The 24779-nt window shown below is 71.3% G+C and carries 16 protein-coding genes, 1 tRNA gene and 1 pseudogene; 11 read left to right on the top strand and 7 right to left on the bottom strand.

The window, feature by feature from the left end:
• Positions 1–177: 177 nt before the first annotated feature.
• Together B7R87_RS09630 and B7R87_RS09625 are read right to left on the bottom strand one after the other, a co-directional pair.
• Complete coding sequence (locus B7R87_RS09630) at positions 178–2733, bottom strand: ABC transporter permease (protein WP_040916287.1); 2556 nt, start codon at positions 2731–2733, stop codon at positions 178–180.
• The gene (locus B7R87_RS09625) at positions 2730–3683 is read right to left on the bottom strand and encodes an ABC transporter ATP-binding protein (RefSeq protein ID WP_006349233.1); all 954 of its coding nucleotides are present in this window, start codon (positions 3681–3683) and stop codon (positions 2730–2732) included. The genes B7R87_RS09630 and B7R87_RS09625 overlap by 4 nt, the downstream gene beginning before the upstream one ends.
• 241 nt (positions 3684–3924) lie before the next feature.
• Here B7R87_RS09625 and B7R87_RS09620 point away from each other — a divergent pair, with 241 nt between their 5' ends.
• On the top strand, positions 3925–4479 hold the full coding sequence (locus B7R87_RS09620) for an SgcJ/EcaC family oxidoreductase (RefSeq protein WP_006349234.1): 555 nt from the start codon (positions 3925–3927) through the stop codon (positions 4477–4479).
• A 37-nt stretch (positions 4480–4516) separates the two neighbouring features.
• On the opposite strand, the gene B7R87_RS09615 is transcribed toward B7R87_RS09620, so the two are convergent.
• Positions 4517–5671, bottom strand: coding sequence for a hypothetical protein (locus B7R87_RS09615; protein WP_006349235.1), 1155 nt, complete (start codon positions 5669–5671; stop codon positions 4517–4519).
• A gap of 418 nt (positions 5672–6089) precedes the next feature.
• On the opposite strand from B7R87_RS09615, the gene B7R87_RS09610 reads away from it, so the two are divergent.
• The 3 genes and pseudogenes from B7R87_RS09610 (at position 6090) to B7R87_RS09600 (ending at position 9375) form a co-directional block, all read left to right on the top strand.
• Positions 6090–6995: an NADP-dependent oxidoreductase gene (locus B7R87_RS09610; protein WP_006349236.1), complete on the top strand. Its 906-nt coding sequence runs from the start codon at positions 6090–6092 to the stop codon at positions 6993–6995.
• An 83-nt stretch (positions 6996–7078) separates the two neighbouring features.
• A pseudogene (locus B7R87_RS09605) lies at positions 7079–7774 on the top strand (response regulator transcription factor); the annotation flags it as partial.
• A 200-nt stretch (positions 7775–7974) separates the two neighbouring features.
• Positions 7975–9375, top strand: coding sequence for a HAMP domain-containing sensor histidine kinase (locus B7R87_RS09600; protein WP_040916288.1), 1401 nt, complete (start codon positions 7975–7977; stop codon positions 9373–9375).
• On the opposite strand, the gene B7R87_RS09595 is transcribed toward B7R87_RS09600, so the two are convergent.
• Both B7R87_RS09595 and B7R87_RS09590 read right to left on the bottom strand, forming a co-directional pair.
• On the bottom strand, positions 9338–9844 hold the full coding sequence (locus B7R87_RS09595; protein ID WP_006349239.1) for an SgcJ/EcaC family oxidoreductase: 507 nt from the start codon (positions 9842–9844) through the stop codon (positions 9338–9340). The two genes, B7R87_RS09600 and B7R87_RS09595, sit on opposite strands and share 38 nt — an antisense overlap.
• 195 nt (positions 9845–10039) lie before the next feature.
• Positions 10040–11704, bottom strand: a complete 1665-nt coding sequence (locus B7R87_RS09590; protein ID WP_006349240.1) for a DHA2 family efflux MFS transporter permease subunit — start codon at positions 11702–11704, stop codon at positions 10040–10042.
• A 429-nt stretch (positions 11705–12133) separates the two neighbouring features.
• Between B7R87_RS09590 and B7R87_RS09585 the strand changes: the two genes are divergently transcribed.
• A complete protein-coding gene (locus B7R87_RS09585; protein WP_130584612.1) occupies positions 12134–13666 on the top strand; it encodes a right-handed parallel beta-helix repeat-containing protein in 1533 nt (510 codons plus the stop codon).
• Between the two features lie 76 nt (positions 13667–13742).
• On the opposite strand, the gene B7R87_RS09580 is transcribed toward B7R87_RS09585, so the two are convergent.
• The gene (locus B7R87_RS09580; protein ID WP_233168797.1) at positions 13743–14942 is read right to left on the bottom strand and encodes a right-handed parallel beta-helix repeat-containing protein; all 1200 of its coding nucleotides are present in this window, start codon (positions 14940–14942) and stop codon (positions 13743–13745) included.
• 422 nt (positions 14943–15364) lie between these two features.
• On the opposite strand from B7R87_RS09580, the gene B7R87_RS09575 reads away from it, so the two are divergent.
• Positions 15365–15922, top strand: coding sequence for a GNAT family N-acetyltransferase (locus B7R87_RS09575; protein WP_006349243.1), 558 nt, complete (start codon positions 15365–15367; stop codon positions 15920–15922).
• Positions 15923–16091: 169 nt separating this feature from the next.
• Here B7R87_RS09575 and B7R87_RS09570 read toward each other — a convergent pair.
• Positions 16092–16164, bottom strand: a tRNA-Arg gene (locus tag B7R87_RS09570).
• A 304-nt stretch (positions 16165–16468) separates the two neighbouring features.
• On the opposite strand from B7R87_RS09570, the gene B7R87_RS09565 reads away from it, so the two are divergent.
• The 5 genes from B7R87_RS09565 (at position 16469) to ettA (ending at position 24685) form a co-directional block, all read left to right on the top strand.
• On the top strand, positions 16469–18061 hold the full coding sequence (locus B7R87_RS09565; RefSeq protein WP_078902357.1) for a dynamin family protein: 1593 nt from the start codon (positions 16469–16471) through the stop codon (positions 18059–18061).
• 201 nt (positions 18062–18262) lie between these two features.
• Positions 18263–19957 carry a YfjP family GTPase gene (locus B7R87_RS09560; RefSeq protein WP_202488236.1) on the top strand — a complete coding sequence of 565 codons (1695 nt, stop codon included), beginning with the start codon at positions 18263–18265 and terminating at the stop codon, positions 19955–19957.
• A 169-nt stretch (positions 19958–20126) separates the two neighbouring features.
• Positions 20127–20606, top strand: a complete 480-nt coding sequence (locus B7R87_RS09555; RefSeq protein ID WP_045853080.1) for a single-stranded DNA-binding protein — start codon at positions 20127–20129, stop codon at positions 20604–20606.
• Positions 20607–21245: 639 nt separating this feature from the next.
• On the top strand, positions 21246–22745 hold the full coding sequence (locus B7R87_RS09550; RefSeq protein WP_100249216.1) for an LAETG motif-containing sortase-dependent surface protein: 1500 nt from the start codon (positions 21246–21248) through the stop codon (positions 22743–22745).
• 275 nt (positions 22746–23020) lie between these two features.
• On the top strand, positions 23021–24685 hold the full coding sequence (gene ettA / locus B7R87_RS09545) for an energy-dependent translational throttle protein EttA (RefSeq protein WP_006349248.1): 1665 nt from the start codon (positions 23021–23023) through the stop codon (positions 24683–24685).
• Positions 24686–24779: the final 94 nt, after the last annotated feature.

The raw sequence follows: 24779 nt of genomic DNA, 5'->3' as shown, positions 1-24779 counted from the left end.
GGGGGCCGTGGCAGCGGCCCCCGCCCCCTGGTTTCCGGCGGTACGGATGTCCGCCCGGCCGGCCGTCGCCCCGCCCGCAGACGGATCGGCGGGGCGACGGGGATCGGGTCCCGGTCCCGGCGCGCACAGGGGACCGGGGGTTCCGGTTCCGGATGAGGGTTCCGGTCGCGCTCCGGCTCAGTCCCGTACGCCCGCGGCCGCCACCGGCTCCGCCCGCAGCGCCGACCGGGTCGGCAGACTGGTCGAGAACCAGCCCAGCAGGGCGACGGACCCGGCCACCGCGAGCCACACCACCGGCTCCATATGCGGTACGGGCCGGCCCGTCAGCGCCAGCGCGCTGCCCACCATCGGCGGCAGGGCGATCAGCGTGCCCAGCGCCAGCGCCGTGAGGACCACCACCCACGACTCCATGAACATCATCCGCCGGGTCTGCCGGGCGGTGGTGCCGATGAGCCGGAGCATCGCGAACTCCCTGCTCCGCGCCGTCACCGTCATGACCAGCGTGTTCACCACTGCGATCAGGACATAGAGCAGCAGGGCCCCGTTGGCTATCAGGCTCGTCCACGACTGATCGGCGTACGCGCCCTCCTGCGCCGCCGCGTAGTCGTCCGGGGACACCACCGCCAGCGTCGGCGTCCGCCCGGCCAGTTCCCCGAGGGACGCGCCCGCCTTCGCCGGGCCGCCCGCCCGCTCGTCGGCGGTGACCAGCAGAGCGCTGTTCAGACCGTTCGTGGTGTGCCGGATCAGCAGCTGGTGGGGGAGGGTGACCTCGCCGAAGCCCAGCCCGTTCCCGTAGACCGCGATCACCTTCAGCTTCTTCCGTACGCCGTCCCCGAGGTGGAGGTCGGCGGTGTCTCCGACGTCGAGACCGGCCGTGCCCGCGGCCATCCGGCTCAGGGCGACCGTGTCCCCGGTGAGGCCGGTCAGAGCGCCTTCCCGGACGTCCAGGTCGAGCGCCTGCCCGAGCCCCGCCGGGTCGATGCCCTGTGCGCTGAAGGTTTCGGCCCGCTGCTTGTCGGCCTCGTCGTAGTTGAGCAGCACCTGCGAGCGGGCGACGGGGGTCGCGGCGGCTATCCCGGGCAGGGCCCGTACCGTCTCCGTCAGTTCGGGCGACAAGCCCGTGCCCGCGCCGCCGCTGGTGAGGACCCAGTCCGCCACGATGCCTTCCGCGGTCTGCCGCTTCGCCTCCTCCTGGCCGGTGGTCAGCAGGGAGATCTGGAGCAGCGCCATCGCGGCCCCGAGCGCCAGCGGCACCACGGCACCGCTCAGCCGGCGGGAGTTGGCGGCGCTGTTCGCCGCGGCGAGATAGCCGCTGACGCGGGAGCGGGACAGCAGCGGACCGAGCAGCCGCGCCGCCGCCTTCACCAGAGCCGGGCCGATCAGCGCCGCGCCGACCATCAGCACCAGCAGCGAGCTGCCTGCCCCGGCGAGCGCGGCCTGCCCGGGGATCACCAGGGGCAGTACGACGGCGGCGACCAGCCCCAGCGCGATCAGCACCAGACCCGAGAGCAGCCGGACGCGGCCCAGCCCCGCGGCTTCGACCAGGGATTCGCCCAGCGCGTCCACCGGCCGGATCCGGGCCACCCGCCGGGCCGCGAGATATCCGGCGAGCCGCCCGCCCAGGACGCACAGCACGACGGAAGCGACGGCGGGCAGCGGGTTGCGGGCCAGACCGAAGTCGGCGGGCAACGAGCCGGCCTCCGCGAAGGCGGCCCGCAGCCAGTCGGCGACGAGGAAGCCCTGGGCGGCGCCGAGCACCGAGCCGACCACCGACACCAGCAGCGTCTCGGCGCCGATCAGCTTGTGGATCTGGCGGGGCGTGGCGGCGATCGCGCGCAGCATCGCCAGTTCGCGGCGGCGCTGCTGGATGCCCAGGCCCAGGGTGGAGGAGACGACGAAGACGACGACGGCCAGCGCCGTACCGCCGAAGGCCGCGGAGAGCCCGACGAGGAAACCGCGCGACTGACCGACGTCGAGGAATTCGACATCACCGATCTCGCTGCCGGTGTGGATGTCCGTACCGGGCACGGCCTTCGCGATCCGGTCCGCGAGCGCCGACGCGTCCGTGCCCGGTTCGGCGAGCACCCCGACGGCGGTCAGCCGGTCCGGGTGGGGTGAGAGTTCCGCGGCCCGCGCGTCCGTGAAGAAGACGGACACCTGCCGGCCGACGGGGTCGACGATGCCGCTGATCTCGTACGGCGCCGGGGTCGTGCCGACGGCGAGCCGGATCCGGTCCCCGACCTTCAGGCCCGCCGCGCGGGCCAGGTCCGCGTCGACGACGGCCTCCCGGCCGGTGCGCGGCGGCTCGCCCGCCGTCAGCTCGAAGGGGGCGAGGACGGCGGACGACCAGCCGTGCCCGTACAGCGGATCACCGAGGCCGAGCGGTCGTCCCTGCCGGTCGGCGGCGCTCAGCGCGATCGTGCGCTCCGCGACCGCGCTCCGTACGCCCGGGACCTTCGCGATCCGCTCCGTCACCGTCGCGGACAGCCCCGCCCGCTCCGGGTAGGCCGGGTCGAAGTCCTCGGCGATGTCCTTGGACTGCTCCCCGCCGACCACGACGGCCGCCCCGGCGTAGCGCTGCGATTCGACGCCCGAGGTCAGCCCGGACACCAGCAGCACCCCGCAGGCGGTGATGACGGCGGATCCGAAGAACAGGGCGACGAAGGCGGCGACGAAACCGCCCTTGCGGTGTTTGATCGTGCTCCAGGCGATATCGAACACGGCGCGTCTCACCGGTCCCCGAGGTGGGTCATCCGGTCGGCGATCTGCTCGGCGGTCGGCCGGTGCAGGGTGCCCGCGGGCCTGCCGTCGGCGAGGAAGACCACGGAGTCGGCGTACGAAGCGGCCACCGGGTCGTGGGTGACCATCAGGACCGTCTGCCCGGTGTCGTCCACGATCTGCCGGAACAGCTTCAGCACCTCCTTGCCGGTACGGGAGTCGAGGGCGCCGGTCGGCTCGTCCGCGAGGACCGCGTCGGGGCGGGTGACCAGGGCGCGGGCGATGGCGACCCGCTGCTGCTGGCCGCCGGAGAGCTGGGTGGGGCGGCGGTCGGCGTACCGGTCCATGCCGACCCGCCGGAGCACCTCGGCCAGCCAGGCTTCGTCGACGCGGGTGCCCGCGAGCCGGGGGACCAGGGTGACGTTCTGCCGGACCGACAGGGCCGCCATCAGGTTGTACGCCTGGAAGACATAGCCGATGCGCTCGCGGCGGACCGTGGTGAGCGCGGCCTCCTTCAGCCCGGAGAGTTCGGTGTCGCCGAGGTGGACCTTGCCGCTGGTGGGCCGGTCGAGTCCGGCGAGGCAGTGGAGGAAGGTGCTCTTCCCGGAGCCTGAGGGGCCCATGACGGCGGTGAAGGTGCCGCGGGGGATGGACACGGAGACGTTGTCGAGGGCGGTGACCGTGTTCGCGCCGGTGCCGTAGGTCTTGGTGACCGACTCCAGGCGGAGGGCGGCGGGGGCGGTGTCCGTACGCGCTCCGCTGTACGGGCCGGGAGCCGGAGCCGTACCCGGATAGGAGGTCTCGTACGGAGCGGGGTGTGTCCCGTGGTCCGGGCCCGTGGGCGCCCCGGCGTGCCGGTCCGGATACGCCTCCGGGCCCGGGTGCGCGACCGGATAGGCCGTCGGGTGCGCGTCCGGATACGCGGTCGGGTGCGCGTCCTGTGCGGGGTGCCAAGGCGATGTCATCTGTCCTGCTCTCTTCTGTCCGTCTGCGAGAGCAAGTCAACCGACGGGCGGGGGGTCGCCACGAGCGGTCCTGCCGGTGTCTTCGTGGTGGAGCCCGCTCCACCATCGGGCCGGGAAGGGCCGGGGCGAGGGGCGGGTGTTGACCTCAAGCAATGTTGAGGTTGCATGCTGTATTCGTCGCGGTCACCCGGCCGCGGCGGATACCGCGCACGGTCGCGCACGGTGGTGAAGGAGCCCCGCCATGAAGCCTCAGGTCTCTCAGATCATTCCGGTCGCTCAGGTCGCTCAGGTTGCTCAGGTTGCTCAGGTCGCCGGAGTCGAGGTCCCGCAGGAGGATGTGGACGCGATCGTCGCGCTCGTCGCCCGGGTCGAGTACTCCCAGCAGAATGCGCTCCCGGAGGTGTTCCTGGGCCCGTTCCGCCCGGACGCCTTCTGGACCACCGCGCACGGGAAACGGCTCACCGGGGCCGACGAGATCGGCGCCTTCACCCGTCGGGTACTGCCTGCCACCGTCGACCACGAGATCACCGCCTCGTACGCGGTCGAGCACATCCTCTTCATCCGCCCCGATATCGCCGCGGTCAAGATCCGCCAGCGGCCGGTCACCCGGGACGGGGAGGCGCTGGACGAGGTGTTCCGGGGCCATGAGGACCCGTCCGCGCTGGTGGCCGAGCGGCCCGACGCGGTGCCGGGCACTCCGCTGTACGTCCTGGCCAAGGACGACGGCGAGTGGAGGATCGCGGCCGCGCAGAACACCAAGGTCGTCGACCCGGAGACGCTGGCATCCCTGACCTGACCTGACCCGGTTTCGGGTGCGGGGCGCGGGGTCCGGGTCAGCGGACCCCGGTCGCGGAGAGGATCTGCGGGGCGTAGCCGTTGCCCGACAGTACGGTCGCGGGCTCGCCCTGGTCGGCGGGCAGCTCGACCAGGGCGTTGACGCTGCCGCGCTGGTCGACCCGGCGGAACGACCGTCCGCCGTCCAGCAGGACGTCGGTGTCCGAGCCGGCCGTGAACGCGACCGTCCGGTCCCCGCCGGGCGCCGATACCCGGTGGTCGCGGGTGAGGGTGCACATCACCAGGGAGCCGCCGGATTCCAGGCGGAACACCGGCAGCCCGGCATCCGTGGCCCGGTAGGTGTAGTCGCGGCGCAGCCCGTCGCCGGAGAGCCCCACGGCGTACGACCGCAGCCCGGTGGTGAACGGCCCCGACGCGAATTCCCGGTCCGCGGCGACGGCGGCCGGGGACGGCTCGCCGGGGACGGTGGTGGTCAGCGACGCGGCGAGGGTGTCGCACACCCGGCGGTCGGCCGCCGCCGTACCCGACATCCGGATGGCACCCGCGGCGGCCCGGTCCAGCGCCGGCAGCATCGGGGTCCCGGGCCGGACCACGTCCTGGGGGTACTTCGTGTCCGGGAGGGGGGCGGCGAACTCCTCGTACCGGACGGACGGAGGCAGCGGCGGCGCGGGCTCGGGCCCGGTCAGCGCCGAACCGCCGACGGCCGCCCGCCACGGGCTGCCCGGCCGGTCCTGCACGAAGTAGTGGACCTCCGCCGTACGGTCCGTCTCCCGCCCCTCCCGCTTGCTGAACGACGCGAACCAGCGGGGGTACCCCTCGCCGCTCCGCACGTCGGGTATCAGGAACGTCGGATTGCGGTAGCCCGCGAGCGGCAGCGCGGTGCCCGACTTCCGGGCGATCGCGTACTGCGCGAGCGACTCGGCGAGCAGCGGACCGGTCTGGACCATGCGGATCGACGCTTCGTCGAGCGCCGCGTCGGCGGCCGCCTTGCTGTCCGCGTAGTCCTGGAAGATCTCCCGGGCCTCCTGGGACCGGAGCACCATCGGCCCCGGGGCCGCGGGCGACGGGGAACCGGAACCGGAACCGCCGGAGTCCGCGGAGCCACCGGACACGGCCGCAGCGGAACAGCCCGTCGCCAGAGCCGTCAGCAGTACGAGACCGGCTGTCCCGAGCCGGGCGAAGGGGCGTATCACAGCGTCGTGCCTCCGGGTCGTGTATGTCGCCCCTTCAGCGTAGGCGAGCCGCACCCGGGACCCGACCTCCCCACCCGCGGCAGGCCCCGGGCGCCCCTGCCGACCCCCGCGCCAGGGCTCCCGCGCCCGCCGGGGGAGCTGCCCGCACGACACCTCCGCCCGCACCACAGCCTCCGCGCGCACCGGGGGATCCGCCCGCACCACAGCCTTCGCGCGCGCCGGGGGATCCGCGCGTACCGCAGCCCTCGCGCCCACCTCGGAAGCCCCCGGCGACAACACCCCGCGGACCGTGTCCCTCATTGGGGTGCCGGAAATCGCCCCCCGGGCGTGCTCCGTACCCCCGGACCCCGTCCCCGGCCTACTCTGGCCAGCCGGTGACCGGCATGCCACGGCCGGCTGGAGAGGGCGAGGACCTGCGATGAAGGCCATCCAGTTCGAGGAGTTCGGCGGTCCGGAAGTGCTGGAGCCGACCGAGCGCGAGCAGCCCGAGCCCGAACCCGGGCAGGTACGGCTGCGGATCGTCGCGGCCGGGGTCAACCCCATCGACTACAAGATCCGTAACGGTTCCTTCCAGAGCGTCTTCCCCACCCCGCTCCCCTCCGTCCCGGGAGTCGAGGCCGCAGGTGTCGTGGACGCGGTCGGTGCCGATGTCCGCCATCTCGCCGTCGGTGACGAGGCGTTCGGCTTCACCGACACCGGTGCCTACGCCGAGTACGCCCTCGCCTCCGTGGTCGTGGCGAAGCCGCCGGAGCTGTCCTTCGAGGAGGCCGCCGCGCTCACCATCGCCGCCGAGACCGCACAGCGCACGCTCGACCTGCTGGACCTCTCCGCCGGGGAGACCGTACTGATCCACGGCGCGGCTGGGGGCGTCGGCACCGCCGCCGTCCAGCTCGCGATCGCCCGCGGCGCCCATGTGATCGGTACGGCGTCCCCCGCCCGCCACTCCGCACTCCGCGCCCTCGGGGTCACCCCCGTCGCCTACGGGGACGGACTGGTGGCCCGGGTCCGCGAGGTCGCCCCGGACGGGGTGGACGCTGTTCTCGACACCGCGGGCAAGGGCGCCCTGCCCGACTCCATCGAACTGCGGGGCGGAACGGCCGACCGGATCGTCACCATCGCAGACCCGGCCGCCGCCGACTACGGAGTCACCTTCTCCTCGACGGCCGTCCGCGACCCCGACCAGCTCGCCGCGCACGCCGTCCTCGCCGCCGAGGGACGGCTGCGGATCCCGGTCGCGGAGGTCTTCCCGCTCACGGACGCGGGCCGGGCCCAGTACGCCAGCGAACACGGCCATGCCCCGGGGAAACTCATCCTCAAGCCCTGAGGGCCGCCCCGGCCAACGGCCCATCGGCGCCCGCCACTCCGCCGTACCCCCACTCGCACATTAGTGTGCCCCTCGTGCATGTATTGCGGGTACTGCTGGTGGAAGACGACGAGCCGGTCGCGGAGTCGCTGCGACGCGGCCTGCTCCGCTACGGCTTCACCGTGAACTGGGCCACCACGGGCACGGCGGCCCTGGCCGTCACCGACCCCTATGACCTGGTCCTGCTGGACCTCGGCCTGCCCGATACCGACGGGCTCGACGTCTGCCGGGCGCTGCGCCGCCGCGGCGACGTACCGATCATTGTGATCAGCGCCCGCAGCGACGAGACGGACCGGGTGGTCGGCCTGGAGATCGGCGCGGACGACTACGTCTCCAAACCCTTCGGGGTACGGGAGGTGATCGCCAGGATCCGCGCGGTGATGCGGCGGGTCAGGCCCGCGCAGTTCGTGTACGGCGGCCCCGACCGCTACGGCTCACGGCTGCTGGTCGACCGCAAGGCGGCGCGCGTCCGGCTGGACGGCACGGAGGTGGCGCTCACGCCCAAGGAGTACGACCTGCTGGCCTTCCTCACCGAGGAGCCGGGAGCGCTGATGTCGCGCGAGCAGATCATGGAGGCGGTCTGGGACGCGAACTGGTTCGGCCCGACCAAGACGCTCGACGTCCATGTGGCGGCGCTGCGCCGCAAACTGGCGGGCGCGGTGGTGATCGAAACGGTGCGGGGCGTCGGCTTCCGTCTCGTCGTCACGGACACAGGCACCGGCCCGGACACCGGGGCAGGCACCGGCCCGGACACGACCTCAGACACCGGCCCGGACATCGGCCCGGGCACGAACACGGCCTCAGGCACGAACACAGGCACCGGCACGAACACGGGCACCGCCCCACACCCCCCGCACCCCGCACGCCACATATGACGCATCACCCCCTGCGCGACGACGGCCCGCCCTCCGGCACCGCCGCCCGCGGCCGCCGGAGCGGCATGCTCCGGCGGCTGATCGTCAGCTATGTGCTGCTCGTCGGGGTGGCGCTGGCGGCGTTCACCGTGCCCGTGGCCTTCACCCTGACCACCCAGCTCCGCAACGACACGGAGGATTCGGTCCGGCGCGAGGCCACCACGATGGCCCTGCTCCTCGGCGGTGACGCGCCCGCCCGGCAGGCGCTGGACCGGGTCGCGGAGGCCTATGCCGACGAGACGCCCGGGGTGGTCGAGGCGGTCTGGGCCGACGGAACGGCCGTACCGTCGCTGGGACGGCCCGCCCGCCCGGACGATTCGGCCTTCCTGCTCGCCCTGCGCGACGGCCGGACCACCGTCGACTGGGGCGAACAGCCGGTCTGGGGCCCGGAGCTGGCGATCACCGTGCCCGCGCGGGCGCAGACCGGCGACCGCGCGATCGTCGGCGCACTGCGGATCCGGTACGCCACGGACGACCTCAGCGACCGGCTCTGGAAGGTCTGGGGCTTCCGCGCCGTCCTCGCGGTCGGGGTCCTCGCCATCGCCGCGGGCCTGGGCGCGATCGCGGCCAGGCTGCTCACCAAACCGCTGCGCCAGCTCAACGACATGGCCAGCAGGTTCAGCGACGGCGATCTGACGGCCCGCTCGCCCATCACCGGCCCGCGGGAGACCCGGACCCTGGCCCGCACCCTCAACCAGGGCGCGGAACGCCTCGACACCCTCGTCGCAGCCCAGCGCATCTTCGTCGCCGACGCCTCGCACCAGCTGCGTACCCCGCTGACTGCGCTGCGCCTCTCCCTGGACAACATCGCGGACGGCGTCGACGACGAGTTCGTCCGCGAGGACGTGGAGCAGGCCACCGCCGAGGTGGTCCGGATGAGCCGGCTGGTCAGCGGACTGCTGGTACTGGCGAGGGCGGAGGCCCAGGTGTCCACGCCGGAGCCGGTGCCGCTGCGCGAACTCGTCGCGGAGCGGCTGAGCGTCTGGCGTCCGGCCGCCGACGAACGCCGGGTCAGGATCGTCCTGGCCGGTGACGTGGACGACCGCCTGTACGTCCTCGCCGGCCCCGGCAACCTCGACCAGGTCCTCGACAACGTGCTCTCGAACGCCCTGGAGGTGTCGCCCGACGGCGGCACCATCACCATCCGGCTGACGGCCGCCCCCGACGGCGACGAAGCCGTTCTGGAAGTCCTCGACCAGGGCCCGGGCATGTCCGCCGCCGAACAGTTCCGCGCCTTCGACCGCTTCTGGCGCGGCCAGGGCCTCACCGGCCGCTCCGGTACGGGCCTCGGCCTCGCCGTCGTCCGGCGGCTGGTGACGGACGACGGCGGTACGGTCGGCCTGGGCGACGCTCCCGGGAGCGGCCTCCGGGTCCGGATCGGCCTGCGGATCAGCCGTCGGCCGGGAGCACCGAGGAGTGGTGGTTGACGATCAGCCACTTCCCGCCGCGCTTCTCGTACGCGTAGGTGTAACGGGCCACGACCTGCGACACCTTGCCCGTCGCGGGGTCCGTCAGATGGAACCGGTACAGGCCCGCGTCCACGGCCGAGTTCCCGTCCAGCACGTTGATCACCGAACGTATCTTCTCGCCCCGCGGCTTCTTCGCCAGGAAGTGCTCGAAGTAGTCGACGATCCCCGCCCGGTCGGTCCGGATCTGCGGTGAAACGGTCGGCAGCAGAACGGCGTCCGCCGCGTACTTGTCCGCGACGATCCGTGCGTCCCCGGTCTGCAGAGCCGCGTTCCACTGCCCGAACAGGGCCGCGATCTCCCGCTCGCCGGGCTTCCCCGGACGCTTGTCGTCGTCGCCTGCCCGGGCGACACCGGCTCCGGCGGCGACGGTGAGGGCAACGGCCGCGGTGGTGGCGACGACAGCGCGGGCACGGAAGGTTCGCTTCATCGAATCTCCAGCTCAGTGGGGGTTGAGTGCTGTGGATGACCCCACCATCGCGACCTCCGCACTAACGCCCGCCCAGCGCCCGGGCAGCACCGGCCCAAGCCCCGGCCAAGTTCCTCCTCCCCGGGCCGAAGCTCCCCCCGACTCCCGACTCCCGGCTCTCCGCTCCCGACTAACGGCTCCCGGCGCCCCGGCCCTTCACGTCCCGAGGCCCGCGGGCTCCGGCATCCCGGCGCCCGGTCCCGGCTCCCCGCCGCCCGGTCGGGCCTTCCCGGCGTCCTCCGGTCCCCGCTCACCGTCCTCCGGCTCCGGATCCCGTACCGCCCGGGCCGGCAGCAGGGCCACCACCAGCACCGCGGTCACGGCGGCGAGCCCCGCGCAGATCAGCGCCACGGTCGACATTCCCGCGGCGAAGGCGCCCCGGGCCGCGGCGGCCACTGCGGCACCCTGCTGCTCCACCGGCAGCTTCTCCGCGATCTGGAGGGCGCCCGCCACATGGTCCCCGGCGACCGTACGGGCCGCTTCCGGCAGCGCGGGCGGCAGGTCTTCCGACATCTCCCGGCGGTAGGTGGAGTTGAGGGCGCTGCCGAGTACCGCGACACCGACCGAAGCCCCGATCTGGCGCATGGAGTTGGCGAGAGCCGACCCAGCGCCGACCTGATGGTCGGGGAGTGAGCCGAGGATCGCCTCCAGGGCGGTCGGCATGGTGAGTCCGAGCGCCGCGCCCATGACGGCGAGCGCGGTGCCGGTGACGGCGAAGTCGGTATCGGCGTCCACCGTGGCCAGCAGGAGCAGACCGGCGACCCAGAGGACCATTCCGGTGGCGACGATCGCCTTCGTACCGAACCGGCCGGCGAGTCGGCCGCCGGCCGCGGCGGCGACGATCAGGGTCCCGATCATCGGCAGCAGATGGAGCCCGGTCGCCATGGCGTCCTTGCCCTGCACCTGCTGGAGGAACTGCGGTACGGCGAACAGCACACCGAAGAGGATGAACATCACCGCCGAGATCGCCACGCTCGACCAGGTGAACCGGGCGTTGCGGAAGAACCCGAGGTCGACCAGCGGGTGGGGGGCCCGCCGCAGCCGTACCAGCAGTGCCGCGAGCAGGACGATTCCGCCGACGGCGGTGACCAGGACGACCGGGTCCGACCAGCCCCGGTTCGGCACCTCGATCACCCCGTAGACGAACGCCGAGACGCCCGCCAGGGACAGCGCGGCACCGATCAGGTCGAGCCGCGGAGCGTGCGGATCCCGGCTCTCGGGCACGAAGAGCAGGATGCCGACGACGGCGACCACCACCACCGGGATGTTGATCAGGAAGATCGTCCCCCACCAGAAGTTGCTGAGCAGCCAGCCGCCGGCCAGCGGGCCCAGCGGCAGACCGAGCGCGAAGCCCGCCGTCGCGACGGCCATCGCCTTGGACCGCTCCTCCGGCGGGAACATCAGCGGCACGATCGACAGTGCGAGGGGAGTGATCGCGGCGGCCCCGGCGCCCATGACGACCCGCGCCAGGATCAGGCCCTCGGGACTGTCGACGCCCATGACCATGGCGGAGCCGATCCCGAACAGCAGCAGCCCGCCGACGAGGACGAGCCGTCGGCCGATCCGGTCGCCGAGGACCCCGAGAGGCAGCAGGAGTCCGGCGAAGGGGAGGGTGTAGCCGTCGGTGAACCACTGGAGTTCGGTGGTGGTCGCCTCCAGCTCGGTCGCCAGGGTCGGCAGGGCGACGGTCAGGATCGTCGCGTCGAGCCCGACGACGAGCAGCCCGAACACCGGCGCCGCCAGGGCGAGGAGGCGCCTTCGGGCGAGACCGTCGCCGACGGTGGGCGGTTCGTTCGGTGCGGTGGTGCCGGATGATGCCATCGGTGTGCTCCTCAGCAAGGAACGGAACAGCGGACGAGGTACGGCCCGAACGGCCCGAACGGACGGACGGCCTGCAACGCCACCCCACCCCGGAACACCCCCCATGGGTATATGCCGCCCGCGAAGTGAAGCGCATCTCGGCGCCCGCCGCAAAGGCTGCACCGGTCACCGTTGTCATCTCCGTTAACACCGCTCTGACCTGCACATATACATCCGGACTCCGTGAGTCCGCCCCCGTCCCCGCCCCGCCGCGCTCCTCAGCTCCCACTCCTCCGCCTCCCCCAACTCCAACTGCTCCAACTCCACCCCTCACTCCAACTTCTCTTCGACACAGGGGAATTACGTGGTGATACCCGTTACCCGTCCTATGATCGCGCTGTCGAGGTCCGATTCAGAGCTGATTCATTCGAACGACGGAAAGGTTCACCTGTGCAGATTGCGGCTCAGCCCGGAGTGTTCAACGTCCGCGATTACGGTGCCACGGGAAACGGCACGACGATCGACACCACTGCTATGCAGTCCGCTTTCGACGCCGCCCGGCTGGCCGGCGGCGGAACAGTGGTCATCCCCGCCGGGATCTATGCCGTTGACAACTTCCTCGTGGTGTTCGGAAATACGACGATCTCCGCCTACGGGGCCACCGTCCGCTCGGTCGCCACGTCGCGCGGGGTGCTGAGGAACTTTCTGGCCGGCGACAGTTTCCCCGGCTATGCGGGAAACTCGGGGATCACCGTCGAAGGCGGCATCTGGGACGGCAACGCGGCCGATGGGGGCGTCGGTACGGTCACCGGCACCACCAACGTCATGTCCTTCATCCACGCCCGGGACATCACCGTACGGGACGTGGTGATCCGCAATATCTCCTCCGCGCACGGGGTCGAGTTCAACGCGATCGACGGCGGCCGGATCCTCAACTCCCGCTTCGAGGGCTTCAAAGACAACTCGGAACTGCAGGACCGGGGCTTCTCGGAGTCCGTCCAGATCGACATCGCCCGCAGCGGCAGCTCCTCGATCCCTCAGTACGACCTGACGACCTGCCGGAACATCCTGATCCAGGGCTGCTACTTCGGCCCCTCCAGCCGTCTGCCCGCGGCTGGACGCGCCATCGGCAGCCATACCTCGGACGTCGACTGCACCTACGACAACATCCAGATCATCGGCTGCCGTATCGAGGGTGCCGCCCAGGAAGGCATCCGCGCCTTCTGCTGGCGCAACTCCGTCATCGCTGACAACGTCATCACCGGCACCGGACAGACGGCGATCCTGCTCACGGTCAGCGCCCCCACCCAGCGTACGAACTCCCATTCCATGGTGGTCAAGGGGAACGTCATCACGAACTGTGCGGTCTCGGGGATCCGGGTGGCCGGGAACTCCGCAAACCGCATCACCGGTGCTGTCGTCTCCGGAAACACCGTGCGCAATATCTCCGGGAACGGTATCCATATCGGGGATGCGCCGGGAGCGAACGTCAGCGCGAACCACGTCGATACCACCGTGAGTACCGGGATCTACGCCGTGGATTCCGATGGTGTCTCCGTCAACGGCAACACGATCCTCGCCGCGGGCTCCAACGGTATCAATATCGCCGGCTGCCAAGGGGCGATCGTCTCCGGGAACACCGTACGGGAAACGAAGTCGAACCACGGAATCTACGTCGGTGACGGAGCCCGGGCCGCCGCCGAGGTCCTGATATCAGGAAACACCGTGCGCGCGGCCTTTGTCGCCGGGATCCGGGTAGCGGGCGCTGCCACGGACTGCACGGTCACGGGGAACCGGGTGAAGGGCACCGCGGCGACCCAGTTCGGCATCACGCTCAACGGGGCCGTCACCGGCACGGCGATCGTCGGGAACGATCTCTCCGGAAACAGCTGGCCCGCCGCGAACGCCATCGTCCCGTCCACGGCGCTCCCGCAGGTGGACTGGTCCGGCGGTACGACCCTCCCGGGCCACAACCTGGTCTGAGTGCCCGGTTCGCCCGCCCTGCCGTTACGCCCGACACCGACGCGGTGTCGGGCGTAACAGCTCCCTCTCTTATGCGTCAGGGGGTGCAGACGACCCCTGAGCACTGCCCGGCCTGGGAATTGCCGCTGGCCAGATTGCCGCCGCCGTCGATGTTGCCCGGGTCGGCGAAGACGCCCCAGCCGTTGTTGCCGCGGGCGGTGTTGGCCTGGATGGTGTGAGCGGCCTTGGAGACCGCGATGCCACCGCCCTTGTTGGTGTTGGTGGTGTTGCGGATCAGCTTGTTGCCCGCCCCGGCGGCCGCGTCCCCGGTGACGTAGATGCCCCGTGCGTTGTTCTCGTTGGCCTGGTTGAGCTGGAGGTCGTTCCGGAGTGAGCTGCCCAGGCTGATCCCGTCTCCGGTGGTGCTGCTCGCGTTGTTGGAGTGGATCACGTTGCTGTCGGAGAAGCTCAGCTCGATACCGCCGGTGTTCCCGCGGACGTCGTTGCCGTTGACCGTGTTGCTGTGGGCCGCCTGGAGAACGATTCCGCTGTCACCGGCACCCTGGAGCCTGTTGGAGAGGACACGGTTCCCCGAAGAGTCCGAGACGATGAGCCCGGCGTCCGCGCTCCGGGCCGACGAGTTGCCCTGGACGAGGTTGCCGTTCGAGCCGACCCGCAGAGTGATTGCCGCATCGCCGCTGGTGCCGACGGTGTTGGTCAGCAGGGTGTTGGCGCGAGAGCCCTCCAGAACCAGCCCGACGCCGCCGCTGCCGCTGATCCCATTGCCCTCGATATGGTTGCTCGCGGAGTTCTGAACGTAGACGCCCTCGCCCTGGTTACCGCTGATCGTATTGCCGGTGATCACATTTCCGTTCGATGCCGCGGTGATCGCGATACCCCGGTGCGACTGGCGGTCGACGAGGTTGTTGCGCACACGGTTGTTGGTGTGAGCGGTGTTGAGCCCGATACCGGTGAATTCGTTGCTCTGTACGGCGATCTTCTCGACGATATTGCCAGTGGTGCCCGCATTGAGCTGTACCCCGTGATCGAACTGCTGCACCCGACCCTGGGTGGTGCTGCCATTGGTGATCACAGCGTTCGCGAATCCGTTGTTCCGGATCCCGACGCCCAGACCGACACCGTCGATGGTGTGTCCATTGAGGTCGATGGTGATACCGCTGCTGCCGACGACCAGACCGTCGCCGGGACAGTTGAGCAGATCGGCGTGGAGGACGACGCTGGTCGTCACCGTCTGCCCGCAGGTCAGATGCGCTGCCTGCGCCGTCTGCGCAGGCACCGTCACACCGAACAGCGCGGCCGCTCCCACCACTGCCAACGACCTTGAGGAAATCGTCCTGGAAAGGCGGATCATGCCGAGACTCCTTCTGTCATGGCATTGCACACCGGCCTCCCGGGCCCGGGGCGGACCCTTGAGGATTGCGGCGGAACGGGGACGACGGCCCGCCTCCAGGACAGGGTCAAGGGAAAACCCTGCAAAGACTATGAGGTGGCAAAGAATGACTCAAGCCGGGTGCAGGTTGACCGAATCACCGGAACATCCGACTGCCCACCGGCCCCATCCTGTCCATTCCTGCAGCCTTTGGATCTTTCTGAAAATCCCGCATTCCCGGCGAGACCGGCATCAGCAGGGATAGAGACATCGGCTGCATCCAACGCTGCTCTCGCACCGTGCCCGGGGCCGACGAGTAGGCTCCGGTCATGCAACCCGTTCACCTGCCCGGACCGCGTCTCGCCCTGCGGGAGTTGAGCCCCGGCGACGTGGACGGAGTGTTCGCGATCTACGGCAGCCCCGCCGCCACCCACCACCTCAGCTTCGAGCCCCGCACCCGCGACCAAGTCGCTGAGATCGTGCAGCGATCCGTTGCATCGGCAACAGCGGACCCCCGCTCCGAATACGCGGTCGCCGTCGTCGAGCGGCAGAGCGAACGGCTCGTGGGCTTCGGCCGCCTCGCGACCGACCCGCACCAACAGCGCGGCGCCACCTTCGGCTTCGCGCTCCGCCCCGACGTGTGGGGCCGGGGGTACGGCGTCGAGACCGTACGGCTCCTGTTGTCTCTGGGTTTCGACACGCTCGGCCTCCACCGAATCTGGGGCGCCCGATCGCCGCTCAACACCGCCAGCGCGGCGACGATGGCCGCCGCCGGAATGGTGGAGGAGGGCCGGATCCGTGAGCATGTCCACAAAGCCGGGAAGTGGCGGGACTCCATCGTCCACGGCATCCTCGACCGGGAATGGCGACGGGCCGGTGCGGAGTAGCCGGCACCTTCCGGGGGAGCATCCCCGGTCCTCTCCGGCCCGGACCATGTGACCTGTACGGGACGCCCCTCGCCCGCTGCGCGAGCGGTCAAGGCGCTTGGCCCATGTGCGATGTGCGCGTGGGCATGCGAAGGCCTCACCGGCATTCGCGCTGGTGAGGCTGTGTAAGCGCCCCCGGCAGGACTCGAACCTGCGGCCAAGCGCTTAGAAGGCGCCTGCTCTATCCACTGAGCTACGGGGGCCGGATCGTGGTGGCCGCGGAGAAACGGAGTGTGAGGGTCCGTGGCCGTGCCGGGGACAAGGATAAAGCTCCCGTTGCCTTGACCCCGTTGCTTCGCCTGCGTGGCTCGATGTGGAGGTTCGGTGAAGCGAACCGATAATCGCAGGCAGGTGCGATTCCCGCAGCGCTTTTCTCGCCTCCGGTCGAGCATGTTGTGCACTCGTTATACCTGCGCCGCACTCATCCCCTCTGTCCGCTCTGTCCGACCGGCGCGCAGACATGCCCATACGCTTCAAAATGGCTGAAAAATTGGGCATTCTTCACATGTGGTGACCTTGGATGCACGGCCTCAGTTGATCAATGCTCTGACCGCCCTTCGGGACCGGGTCGCCGCCGTGCGTCTGCCGCTGCCGCTGGCCGGGGCGCCCCGGGCCCGGCAGACGCGCGGGGAACTGCTCGCGCAGCTCGACGACTATCTCGTGCCGCGGCTCAAGGACCCGGGCGCCCCGCTGCTCGCCGTGGTCGGGGGGTCGACCGGGGCCGGGAAGTCGACGCTGGTGAATTCGCTGGTCGGGAGGCGGGTCAGCGAGGCCGGGGTGCTGCGGCCGACCACCAGGACACCGGTGCTCGTCTGCCATCCCGACGATCACCACTGGTTCAGCGGCACCCGGGTACTGCCCCGGCTCACCCGGGTCTGGCTGCCCCACCAGGAGGAGAACGAGGGCGCACCCGCCGCCGGACGGGCCGAGCTGCGGGTGGAGAAGGCGTCCGCGCTGCCCCGCGGGCTGGCGCTGCTCGACGCACCCGATATCGACTCCCTGGTGGTCGACAACCGGCTGCTGGCCGCCGAGCTGATCTGCGCGGCCGATGTGTGGGTGATGGTCACCACCGCGTCGCGCTACGCCGACGCCGTGCCCTGGCATCTGCTCCGTACCGCCAAGGAGTACGACGCCACCCTGATCACCGTCCTCGACCGGGTGCCGCACCAGGTGATCGACGAGGTCTCACGGCAGTACGCGGCCCTGCTGACCAAGGCCGGGCTGGGGGACGTACCCCGGTTCACCATCCCCGAACTGCCCGAATCCGCGGGCGGCGGCAGCGGGCTGCTGCCCAGGACCGCGGTTGCGCCGCTCTACGCCTGGCTGGCCCATCGCGTCGAGGACCCGGCCGCCCGTCAGCAGGCGCTGGGGCGGACCGCGACCGGGGTCATCGACTCGCTCCGGGCGCGGATGCCCGAGCTGGCGTCGGCCGTCGCGGGGCAGTACGCCGCCTCCGTACGGCTGATGGGCGCCGTCGAGGGGGCGTACGAGCGGGAGCGCGCCCGCCTCGACAAGCAGCTCGCCGCCGGGGCCGTACTGGCCGGAGACGCCCGGACCCGGTGGCGCGGTTTCCCCCGCGACAGCACCGCCGGCGAACTGCTGGACGCTCTGACCGGCAGCCTTTCCGCGCTGGTGCAGTGCTCCGTGGCCGCCGCCGACGAGCGGGTACGGGACGTCTGGCGCCGTGACCCCGCAGCGGCCGGGGTCGCCGCCGCACGCCCCGATCCGGAGGCCGCCGAACGGCTGGGGATCGCCGTCCGGCGATGGCGGCGCGAGCTGGAAGAGCTGGCGGAAGAGGAGGTCCAGGGCGTCGACCGGACCCCCGCACCCGACCCCGAGACGGTGGCCGCCCTGGTCGCCGCCGCCCTCCTCGGCGGGCGCCGGGCCCGCTCCGCCGGTGAACGCCTGGCCGAGCGGATCGGTGCCCGGACCGCGCTCGGGCTCCGCGACCGGGGCGGTGAACTCCTGGGCGCGGCCATCGGCTCCGTACTCGACGGGGAACGCGACCGCCGCCTCGCACCGCTCGACGCCCTCGACATCTCCCCGGAGCCGCAGGCCGAACTGATCGCCGCGCTGTCCGTACTACAGAAGGTGAGATGAGGCGTGGAGAACGACGAGCGGCGCTGGGACGACGGGCTCATCGCCCGACGCGCGAACCAGGATCCCCGCCGGGAGACCGGGAAGAGCCGGGAGGGAAGGAGTCAGGAGGAAAGGAGTGAAGAGGGGAAGAAGCCGGAAGGGAGGGCGGAGGGAGCAGGGGAGACGGAGCAACAGGACGTGCCCGCGGACGACGACGCGGAGATGACGGGGATGGAGTACGGCGGCGGGCTGCGCCACCGGCTCGATGCCCTCCGCGAACTCGTCGGACTCTCCCGCACCCGCCTCGACGACGACGCCCTCACCGAAGCCGGGCGGGTGCTCGGCGAGGCCGCCACCCGGCAGCGGCTCTCCGCCCGGCACACCGTCGTCGCCATCGCGGGCGCCACCGGAAGCGGCAAGTCCACCCTCTTCAACGCCCTTGCGCAGGTTCCGCTCTCCGAGACCGGGCTGCGCCGCCCCACCACCTCGGCACCGATCGCCTGCGCCTGGTCGGAAGGCGCCGCGGGGCTGCTCGACCGGCTCGCGATTCCGCCCCGGCTGCGGCGCCGGCCCCTCGCGGGCGGCGCGGAGGAACTCTCGGGGCTGGTCCTCGTCGACCTCCCCGACCACGATTCGGCGCTGCGCAAGCACCGGGACCAGGTCGACCGCGTCCTCGCCCTCGTCGACGCCGTGATCTGGGTGGTCGACCCGGAGAAGTACGCCGACGCCGCCCTGCACGAACGCTACTTGCGGCCCCTCGCCGGGCACGCGGAGGTCACCTTCGTCGTCCTCAACCAGATCGACCGGCTGCCCCCCGACGCCGCCGACCAGGTCCTGGACGATCTGCGGCGGCTGCTCGACGAGGACGGCATGGCCCTGGGCGAGCACGGCGACCCGGGCGCCACCGTCCTCCCCGTCTCCGCACTCACCGGGGTGGGTCTCGGGGAACTGCGTGAGCTGCTCGGCACGTTCGTACGGGACCGGACGGCGGCCGCCCGCAGGCTCTCCGCCGATGTGGACGCCGCCGCCCACGGACTGCGGGGCGCCTATGTGGCCACCGGCCGTACGGGACTCGACGAGCGGGCCCGAGAAGACTTCGCGGACCGGCTCGCGGAGGCCGTCGGCGCCGATGCAGCGGGCGAGGCCGCCGAACGGGAGTGGCGCAGGCATGCGGGCCGCGCCTGCGGTACGCCCTGGCTGCGGCTGTGGCGCTGGTACGAGCGCAAGCGGATGCCCGGGGAGGTGCGGCCCGCCGACGGCACGCCCGCCGAGGAGGAGCTGACGGCCCGGCAGCGCGTGGAGCACGCGGTGCGTACGGTCGCCGACGAGGCCGCGTCGGGACTGCCCGCGCCCTGGGCGCAGGCCGTGCGCGAAGCGGCGGTCCGGGGCTCGGACGGGCTGCCGGAAGCCCTCGACGAACTGGCCGTCCGGGAGACGGCGGAGACCGGGAAACGGCCGCTGCGCCCGGCCTGGTGGCCCGCGGCCGTACTGGCCCAGGCCTCGATGACGCTGGTGCAGATCTACGGCGGGCTGTGGCTGGTGGGGCAGATCGTGGGGGTGTTCCAGCCGGGACTGGTCTATCCGGCGCTGCTGATGCTCGCGGGAATCGTCGGCGGGCCGCTGGTGGAGTGGGCGTGTACGGCCGCGGTACGAGGTCCCGCGCGACGGTACGGGCAGGATGCGCGGCGCAGGTTGCGGGAGGCGGCCGCGGGGTGCGGGCGGGCGATGGTGCTCGACCCCGTCGCGGGCGAGCTGATGCGCTATCGGGAGGTACGGGAGCAGTACGCGACCGTCGCCGGCGGTACCCGTACGGCGCTGGGCGGTTCGCGCGGGACCGGTGGCGGCAGGGGCGGGCGGGGGAGCGGGGACGGGGGAGTTGTTCTGGGGGTGACGGGCTTTTCCACAAACGGCCGCTAGTCCACAGGGCCCGGCGGGGAATTCCCACCGGGTCCAGCATGGGGTTCCGGCACCGCTACGGGCGCCGGAACCGGCTGCGGCGCAGGAGCCCGGCCGGCGCGCGGCGGGTGGGCCGAAGGGGCTCGGCCGGGACGAGGACCCGAGGGGGTCCGAAGGGGGAGTGGACGTCATGAGCGAGACGACGGTGACGCTGGTGGGCAACGCGGCGACGGGCGTGGAGTACCGGGAGACGGTCAACGGCCCGGTGGCGCGGTTCCGGATGGCGGTGACCCCGCGGCGCTGGGACCGGCTGCGCAGTGTCTGGACGGACGGGCCCACGAGTTTCTACACGGTCTTCGCCTGGCGGGGCCTTGCGGCCAATGTGTCGGGTTCGGTGTCGGTGGGTGATCCCCTGCTGGTCCACGGGCGGCTGAGGGTGCGGGAGGTCGAGAGGAAGGGGGAGGAAGGGGGCGCCGAAGGAGCCGTGGGCGCTGTGGGACCGGGTGGTGTCCGGGAGGCCGGGCCCGGGCGGATGGGGGATTCGGGGCGCCGGGTCTTCGTCGATATCGACGCGATCGCGGTGGGACACGACCTCAACCGGGGTACGTCGGCGTTCCGCCGGTCGACCCGGCCCGTCGCGGGGACGGACGCCCCCGCCGCCGTGTCCTGAGAGGCAGCGGAGAGGCGGCGGGGAAGGGGGGCGGCGTTTCGGGGCCGGTGGGCGCGTTGCGCAGGCCCGCCGATGTCCGGCGGGTGCCCGTCCGGCGCTCCGCGGCGCGGGCGCCGATGCCGCCGGTGCCGCACAGGTACGGGCACGGGCACAGGCGTGAGCGGGGGTCCGAGACCGTCACTGCCCGCGGGCGTCCGATGACCGACAGCCGCCAAAGGTTGCATTCTCTCTGCAACCCCCGTTCCCGGGCAGGCCTTCACACCGTCTCCGGAAGTTCTCCGGGCGATTTACCGGACCTTCCCGGCGCATCCTCCCCGTGTTTGTCCAATGTTGTTGCGAAAGCCGCGATTGCCGCACTGACCTGCGTGTTTAAGGCCAGGTTCACTCCGTTCAAGCCATTCTGGCGCAGGAGATTTGTCGATAAGGAAAGGGGGTGGGGTCGTTGGTACGGCCATCGGTGATAACGATTCCGATTCGGAATGGTTGTATGACGGTACGGCGGGGGATATCGCCGCTTCGGCGTCCATAGGATCCCCCCGTACTCACGGGGCACTTGAGTCTGTAGGCGAGGCCTACTCCCCACACGCATCGTGCGCATCATGCAACGAGCCTCGCCCGGAGGGGATTTCTGTGTTTGCACTGTTCTCTGCGTCGTCTGTGTCGTCGGCGTCGTCTGCGGTTGGTGGGCGCGGGCGGTCCGCCGCTCGCCGGGCCGCGGCTGCCGCCGTGGTGACGGGCCTGGTCGCGACCGGTGCTCTCACCGGTGCCGGTGCGGCCGCCGCCACCGACGGCGTCCAGCACGCCGGTGGCGCGGTCGCCACCCTGTCCGGGCTGAAGGTCTACGACACCGCCCTGCTGCACACACCGGGCGACAAGGAACCGTTCAAGATGCCGGCCGGTCTCTTCGAGCTGACCGGCGGTGGCGGCGGCACGCTGAAGACGTACTGCATCGACCTCCACAACCCGACCGAGGACGGCACGAAGTACCGGGAGACCCCCTGGGACGAGAGCGTCCTCAACAAGAACCCGAACGCGGGCAAGATCCGCTGGATTCTCCAGAACTCCTTCCCGCAGGTCGACGATCTGGCGGCGCTGGCGCAGAAGGCCGGGGCCAAGCCCGGGTCGCTCACCGAGAAGACCGCGGCCGCCGGAACCCAGGTCGCCATCTGGCGCTACTCGGACCAGGCCGATGTCACCGCCGCCGACCCGAACGCGGAGCTGCTCGCCGACTACCTGCAGAAGGAGGCGAAGGAACTGGAGGAGCCCAAGGCTTCCCTCGCGTTCGCTCCGCTCGCCGTCTCCGGGAAGCCCGGCACCCGCATCGGCCCGGTGACCGTCACCACCAACGCCGCCAAGGCGGCGCTGCAGCTCTCGCCCGACGCCGCCGGTATCGGTGTCAAGGTCGTGGACGAGGCCGGGAAGCCGCTGGACAGCGCCGTCGACCGGCAGAAGGTCTACTTCGAGGTTCCCGCCGACGCCCCCGACGGCACGGCGAAGCTGAACGCCAGCGCAAGCACGACCGTTCCGGTCGGCCGCGCCTTCACCCCGCTCGAAGGCACCAGCCAGACGATGATCCTGGCGGGCTCCAGCAACTCCGACGTCACCGCCGTGGCCACCGCGAGCTGGGCCAGGACCGGTCCCGTCCCGGCCGTCACCTTCAAGGAGAACTGCGACAAGAACGGCGTCGACGTCACCGCGACCAACAAGGGCGACTCCCCGTTCACCTTCACCCTCGCGGGCGCCGAGCACACCGTCCCCGCGGGCGGCTCCAAGACGGTGACCGTGCCGGTCGAAGAGGACCAGGCGTACGACATCACCATCACCGGCCCGGACGGGTTCAAGGAGACCTTCAAGGGCGTCCTGGACTGCAAGCCGGCCGGCCAGCCGACCCCGAAGCCGTCGTCCGAGCCGACCCCGAACACCGCGGGCGGCACCAGCACCGGCGGCACCGACGGCACCACGGGCACGACCGGCTCCACCACCACCGGCACCACCGGCTCTTCGAACGGTGGTGACCTGGCCGCGACCGGCGGCTCCAGCGCCACCCCGATGATCGCCGGAATCGCGATCGCCCTGGTCGCGCTCGGCGGAGGCGCGGTCTTCTTCCTCCGCAAGAAGAAGACGGCCGCCGCAGAGTAATCGCCCTTGAGCGCGGAGTGAATCCGCGCCGGTCCGGACCGGTCCCGTGAGCACACGGACACCCCTCCGGCCCCGCGGCCCCGAGGAGCCTCCCGGCACCTCGGGGCCGTTCGCGTACCGGCACGACGACCCCGCGCCGAGGGCGGTCCGGCCGGGAACCGGCCGTGGGCGACCGGGACGGCGGGACGGCCGGGGCCGCCGGTTTTCGCCCCGGCAGCGCGGTACGGCAAGATGGGGTGTATCTCTGCCCACTCTTATCTGCCGGACGGTTTCTCTTGGCTGAGTACATCTACACGATGCGCAAGACGCGCAAGGCGCACGGCGACAAGGTCATCCTCGATGACGTGACGCTGAGCTTCCTGCCCGGCGCCAAGATCGGTGTGGTCGGCCCGAACGGCGCCGGTAAGTCCACCGTCCTGAAGATCATGGCCGGTCTGGAGCACCCGTCCAACGGCGACGCCTTCCTGTCGCCCGGATACACCGTCGGCATCCTGCTCCAGGAGCCGCCGCTCGACGAGTCCAAGACCGTTCTGCAGAACGTCGAGGACGGCGTCGCGGAGATCAAGGGCAAGCTCAACCGGTTCAACGAGATCGCCGAGCAGATGGCGACCGAGTACACCGACGAGCTGATGGAGGAGATGGGCAAGCTCCAGGAGGACCTCGACCACGCCAACGCGTGGGACCTCGACGCCCAGCTGGAGCAGGCCATGGACGCCCTCGGCTGCCCCCCCGGGGACTGGCAGGTCACCAACCTCTCCGGTGGTGAGAAGCGCCGCGTCGCGCTCTGCAAGCTGCTGCTGGAAGCCCCCGACCTGCTGCTCCTCGACGAGCCCACCAACCACCTCGACGCCGAGTCGGTGCAGTGGCTGGAGCAGCACCTCGCCAAGTACGCGGGCACCGTCGTCGCCATCACCCACGACCGGTACTTCCTCGACAACGTCGCGGGCTGGATCCTGGAGCTCGACCGCGGCCGCGCCATCGGCTACGAGGGCAACTACTCCACCTACCTGGAGACCAAGCAGACCCGTCTCAAGGTCGAGGGCCAGAAGGACGCCAAGCGCGCCAAGCGGCTCAAGGAAGAGCTGGAGTGGGTCCGCTCCAACGCCAAGGGCCGGCAGGCCAAGTCCAAGGCCCGGCTCGCCCGGTACGAGGAGATGGCGGCCGAGGCCGACAAGATGCGCAAGCTGGACTTCGAAGAGATCCAGATCCCGCCGGGCCCCCGGCTCGGCAGCGTCGTCGTCGAGGTCAACAACCTCTCCAAGGGCTTCGGCGAGAAGCTGCTGATCGACGACCTCAGCTTCACCCTGCCCCGCAACGGCATCGTCGGCGTCATCGGCCCGAACGGCGCCGGCAAGACCACGCTGTTCAAGATGCTCCAGGGCTTCGAGGAGCCGGACGCCGGCACCATCAAGGTCGGCGAGACCGTCAAGATCAGCTACGTCGACCAGTCCCGCTCGAACATCGACCCCAAGAAGACCCTGTGGGCCGTCGTCTCGGACGAGCTCGACTACATCAACGTCGGCCAGGTCGAGATGCCCTCCCGGGCCTACGTCTCCGCCTTCGGCTTCAAGGGCCCGGACCAGCAGAAGCCCGCCGGTGTCCTCTCCGGCGGTGAGCGCAACCGCCTCAACCTGGCGCTCACCCTCAAGCAGGGCGGCAATCTGCTGCTCCTCGACGAGCCGACCAACGACCTCGACGTCGAGACCCTGTCCTCCCTGGAGAACGCGCTGCTGGAGTTCCCCGGCTGCGCCGTGGTCGTCTCCCACGACCGCTGGTTCCTCGACCGGGTCGCCACCCACATCCTCGCCTACGAAGGCGAGTCCAAGTGGTTCTGGTTCGAGGGCAACTTCGAGTCGTACGAGAAGAACAAGGTCGAGCGCCTCGGCGCGGACGCGGCCCGCCCGCACCGCGCCACGTACAAGAAGCTCACCCGGGGCTGAGCCGCCCCACAACACGGTGAAGGGCTGCCCGGGACGCCGGGCGGCCCGCTCCGGGAGCCGCGGCCGCACGACCGTTCCGGTCCGCGCGGCCGCG

The sequence above is a fragment of the Streptomyces tsukubensis genome (assembly GCF_003932715.1).
GTDB lineage: Bacteria > Actinomycetota > Actinomycetes > Streptomycetales > Streptomycetaceae > Streptomyces > Streptomyces tsukubensis.
This window is presented reverse-complemented; position numbering and strand designations above follow the sequence as displayed.

Excerpts from the sequence above, each read along its gene's own strand:
- B7R87_RS09610 (WP_006349236.1), top strand. The coding sequence starts at position 6,090 with ATGAAGGCCATCCAGTTCGAGGAGTTCGGCGGTCCGGAAGTGCTGGAG.
- B7R87_RS09590 (WP_006349240.1), bottom strand. The coding sequence starts at position 11,704 with ATGGCATCATCCGGCACCACCGCACCGAACGAACCGCCCACCGTCGGC.
- B7R87_RS09620 (WP_006349234.1), top strand. The coding sequence starts at position 3,925 with ATGAAGCCTCAGGTCTCTCAGATCATTCCGGTCGCTCAGGTCGCTCAG.
- B7R87_RS09625 (WP_006349233.1), bottom strand. The coding sequence starts at position 3,683 with ATGACATCGCCTTGGCACCCCGCACAGGACGCGCACCCGACCGCGTAT.
- B7R87_RS09575 (WP_006349243.1), top strand. The coding sequence starts at position 15,365 with ATGCAACCCGTTCACCTGCCCGGACCGCGTCTCGCCCTGCGGGAGTTG.
- B7R87_RS09555 (WP_045853080.1), top strand. The coding sequence starts at position 20,127 with ATGAGCGAGACGACGGTGACGCTGGTGGGCAACGCGGCGACGGGCGTG.
- B7R87_RS09600 (WP_040916288.1), top strand. The coding sequence starts at position 7,975 with ATGCTCCGGCGGCTGATCGTCAGCTATGTGCTGCTCGTCGGGGTGGCG.
- B7R87_RS09595 (WP_006349239.1), bottom strand. The coding sequence starts at position 9,844 with ATGAAGCGAACCTTCCGTGCCCGCGCTGTCGTCGCCACCACCGCGGCC.
- B7R87_RS09560 (WP_202488236.1), top strand. The coding sequence starts at position 18,263 with ATGACGGGGATGGAGTACGGCGGCGGGCTGCGCCACCGGCTCGATGCC.